General features: G+C 40.9%; 4 protein-coding genes. All 4 read left to right on the top strand.

All coding sequences use genetic code 11. The annotated features are described in order from the left end of the window. The coding region (locus F6K57_RS38815) for a phosphoribosyltransferase family protein (protein WP_293073967.1) at window positions 1-261 on the top strand (261 nt) is incomplete at its 5' end. 445 nt (window positions 262-706) lie between these two features. Further along, on the top strand, window positions 707-1567 hold the full coding sequence (locus F6K57_RS38810) for a hypothetical protein (RefSeq protein WP_293073964.1): 861 nt from the start codon (window positions 707-709) through the stop codon (window positions 1565-1567). A gap of 83 nt (window positions 1568-1650) precedes the next feature. Then, window positions 1651-3459, top strand: coding sequence for a hypothetical protein (locus F6K57_RS38805; protein ID WP_293073961.1), 1809 nt, complete (start codon window positions 1651-1653; stop codon window positions 3457-3459). Between the two features lie 246 nt (window positions 3460-3705). Continuing rightward, window positions 3706-3947: DUF1802 family protein (locus tag F6K57_RS38800; RefSeq protein WP_293073958.1), on the top strand; the 242-nt coding region annotated here is incomplete at its 3' end.

Below are 3947 nucleotides of genomic sequence, written 5' to 3'. Positions count from 1 at the left end.
AATCGGATCCTGTTGGTGGATGATTTAGTGGATTCTGGTATTAGTCTACGAGAGGGGATTAAATGGCTTTATAGTCATTATGGTACAGAAATTGAGGAGATTCGTACTGCTGTGATCTGGTATAAAGCCTGTTCTGGGATTGCTCCTGATTACTATGTGGATTATTTGCCAGATAATCCTTGGATTCATCAGCCTTTTGAACCTTATGAGTCCATGAGTCCAGCTGATTTGGCTCAAACCTATTTAGTTACAGAAGTGTGATCCGATCACGGCAGAGTGAGCAGAGGCAGCACAGGGGACACAGAAATAGCACAGAAATAATAGTTGAAAGCAACCTAGACTGAACAGAAGTGATATAATATCGAGACTCGACTACCTTGCTCTACTCAAGCTGCCAGAATTTGAGATTGTCCCAGTAAATGCGATCGCTTTCTGGGGGGAAAGACTGGATAGTTTGGAAATTCTGATCCTAGAGGCAAGTGAGTAAGATTTCGCAATTCCGATGCAACCCAAGGGGCAATACCATGGGAAATTGTGATTGCGGACCTGTGATTAACTTAGCTATTACTTTTAGCCCTCAAAATGTCCTCAAAATGTCATTTTAGGGCTATACAAAGGTAGACGCTTAATTTGGCTGGCCTTAGGCTAGGGTAGCCATAAAAATTTACAGCTTCTCACTAAATCCTGCCGAATTGGCATCATACTATTGGTTAGGCTATCACTGGATATAGAGGTGACAAGCCATAATCTGACCTACTCAATACCTAGAACTAAATACCTAGAACAAATGGAAATGTCAACAGTAGAACAAACGGAAATGTCAACAGTAGAACAAACAGAACAAACGGAAATGTCAACAAACCCTGAAGCAGAAAAGAAGAAAGAAAATAAGAAAGGGTTACGAGGTACCCCAGCCCAAGCTACAACTCGTCTGCTACTACACTTGTGGGATCTAGGGGGATCAAAGCAGGAGGTGAAAAGAAAAGACTTAAGTGATACAGTAAAACTGAATAATGAGAGGTCTGGTGATTATACTGACATCTTTAAAACATTGGAAACAGATGGGACGATCAAGAAAACAAAAAAAGCCCGAATCGAGTATGTGTTTTTGACAGAGCAAGGCTTGCAAGTGCTAGATTCTGGCATCAAAAGCGCTGATTTTGAGTTTGATGGTAGTCTGGTCAGAGCCAAGGATGTCAAGGCTGTTCTAAATTGGATTCGAGAGAGAAGCTCAGTGGCTAAAGTCCTTGACCCAGGGGCTGATGCTGGACAAACTGGGGAAAATGCGATCGCTTCTTATGAAACCTTTGAGTCGGTGGTCTTGGAGGTCTACGACAAGCTAAATCAGGACTATAACCTTGATGATCTCGTACCGATTTATCGGATTAGACGGGAAATTGGGGATAGTGTCAGTCGTTCCCAGTTCAATGAGTGGTTGTTGGAGATGCAGGCTAAGGATATTTTGCAACTCCAAGGCGGTAGCTTACCCGATAGCGATCCATCCCAAATTGAAGATTCCATCACAACAGAACTGAGTGGATTACGCTGCTATGCTAAGCGGCTATAATCCTAGGCTGGCCTGGTTATTGTAATAAATATCTGTTGACTGTTTGTAGCGTTTCCTCACACCAAAATGAATAACAGTTGCTCATGACTAACAGTTCATCTCCCCTTGAACAACTCCACAATGCCATCAAAAAAGAAAACCCTTTTAACAAAGAGCCAGTTGTCAAGAAGCAAAATGTATGGAAAAAAGAATTACCTCACGTTACTTCTATCAATGCTCATGCCTCCGACGCTGTTTTTAAGGCAATTGAAGAAGTTCGTAGCGGGGAGCGTCAGGTTATTGGCATTACCATCAAGGCTAACAAAGGGTTAGGCAAAACTCATTTGCTCAGTAGGGTTCGCCATCAACTTCAAGCTGATGGCAGTGCTTGGTTTGTCTACATGACCGATTACAATGACCTTAATCGGATCAAGCCAGAATTTTTGAAAACCCTGGCATTAAGTCTTAAGGAGGTGGGTAGCCAGGGGGTGACTCAGTGGCAAGAGTTAGGAACTGCTTTAGCCAATGAGGCGATGAAAAGAAGTTACACATCTCAGCAGTTAGTCAATGTATTTCCCAATGCCTTGGCTAAGAATCCCAAGCTAATTGAACAACTGACTGATAAAGTTCTTGAAATCAAGAGCGACATCGATAATCCCTATCTGATCAAAGGGATTTTCTGGACATTATCAAAGCAGCATGCTCTTTATGCTATTAACTGGCTTTCTGGGAAAAGTTTATCCCAGAAAAAAGCTGACGAAATGGAGTTACCCAACGATTCGGAAGATGACAAAGATCATTTCGATATAATTTGTCATATTTTAGACCTAATTAGTGATTACAATCCCTTGGTGGTATGTTTTGATCAATTAGATGGTACAGAATGTGATGATGCAGGGTTTAGCAGAGCACAAGTTATTGCCAGCTTAGCAACAGATTTATACAATAGCCTTAAACGGGGGGTGCTGCTGACGGCTATGTTTCCTGAAACTTGGACACATCAAATTAGAGCATTAGAGTTAAATGATGCAGTTGTTGACAGAATTGGGGAGCGAGAAGTTGAATTAAAACCTCTAAATTCTGATCAGATAATTGATCTAGTTTCCCTACGGTTAAAAGGGTTTTATGCTGACAATAAACTAACTCCTCCTCAGCGGTTTTATCCCTTTAGGGAAGAAACACTGAAAGAATTAGGTAAACAACGACCAACAGCAAGAGATGTTCTTAAATGGTGTCAAACTAACTGGGGATTACTTAATGGTCAGCAAGTTTCATCCCATAGACCTACTATAAATCCCGTTAGCTCTGCTTATAATAACGAGATCAAAAATATTGACAATATAGACAATGAAGAGTACATGGAGGATGACTCTCAACTCACTAACGCGATTAAGTTTGGCCTCAACCAACTCATCGGACAGATAGTGGCAGGAGTCACAATCGAAAAAATTGAAGCTCCGGTTAAGCCCAAAAATAAATACCTAGGGGTAAAGATACTTGGTAAACAAGAAGGTAATACGGTCAAAATTGGACTAGCGGTGATCCAAGCCTCTGTTGGAAACAGGGTAACGGCTGGGTTATCTCATCTTGGGGATTATAAAAAATATGATCTGACCCGTGGTTGTTTAGTCCGCTCTAAAGATATAAGTCCAAATGCCAAGAAGGCTCAAGAGTGTTGGAATAACCTGAAGGCTCAAGGAGGAAAATGGGTAGTGTTGAAAACAGAGGACGTTAAGCCCTTAATTGCGATTCGCGCTGTTTATGACAGTCGTGAAGACTATGAGTTGAGTGAAGAGCAGATTAAGGATTTTATCGCTAACACAAAGCTAGGAATAGATAACCGATTACTGCGAAAAATTTTGAGTGCTCCATCGGTCGAAATTCCTGAAGAGGCAGTGGATGAAGAGGCGTAAAGTTAAAGGATGATTAAGTCAACGAAGCTATATAGCAAAAGGAACAGCGGATCTGGAAACAGGGAGTAGGGAGTAGGGAGTAGGGAGTAGGAAAATTCGGATAACAATTATCACAATTACTACACGGATTATTATATAATTTTTATGTTTAACTGCTATAGTTAACAGGAGTTACACAGTTGAAGCCAGGGATGATATTAATTGATAGTAAGTGATCTAGATATTTACTAATGAGTCAGTAAGATAATGAGTCAGCAAGATAGAATTTCAATAGCCCTACTTTTACCGGCACCAGATATCGAAGCCTTACTCGAAGGGCGAATGATTGCTGCTATACCTCACTTATTTATCAATCCAGGACGTAAATTTGTCCTATATCCGTCTACACTATCAAGTAATACACTATCAAGTAATCCCCTGTCTCTTGAGCACTATTATCGCCCTAGTTTTAGAGAAATAGCCCAAAAAAGTCTAACGGCACTGAATTC

This window comes from Moorena sp. SIO4A5 (assembly GCF_010672005.1).
Taxonomy (GTDB): domain Bacteria; phylum Cyanobacteriota; class Cyanobacteriia; order Cyanobacteriales; family Coleofasciculaceae; genus Moorena.
Note: the sequence above shows the minus strand (reverse complement) of the source record. Positions and strands in the feature narration are given on the sequence as shown.

Coding starts and splice junctions, on each gene's coding strand:
- F6K57_RS38805 (WP_293073961.1), top strand. CDS start 1,651: ATGACTAACAGTTCATCTCCCCTTGAACAACTCCACAATGCCATCAAA.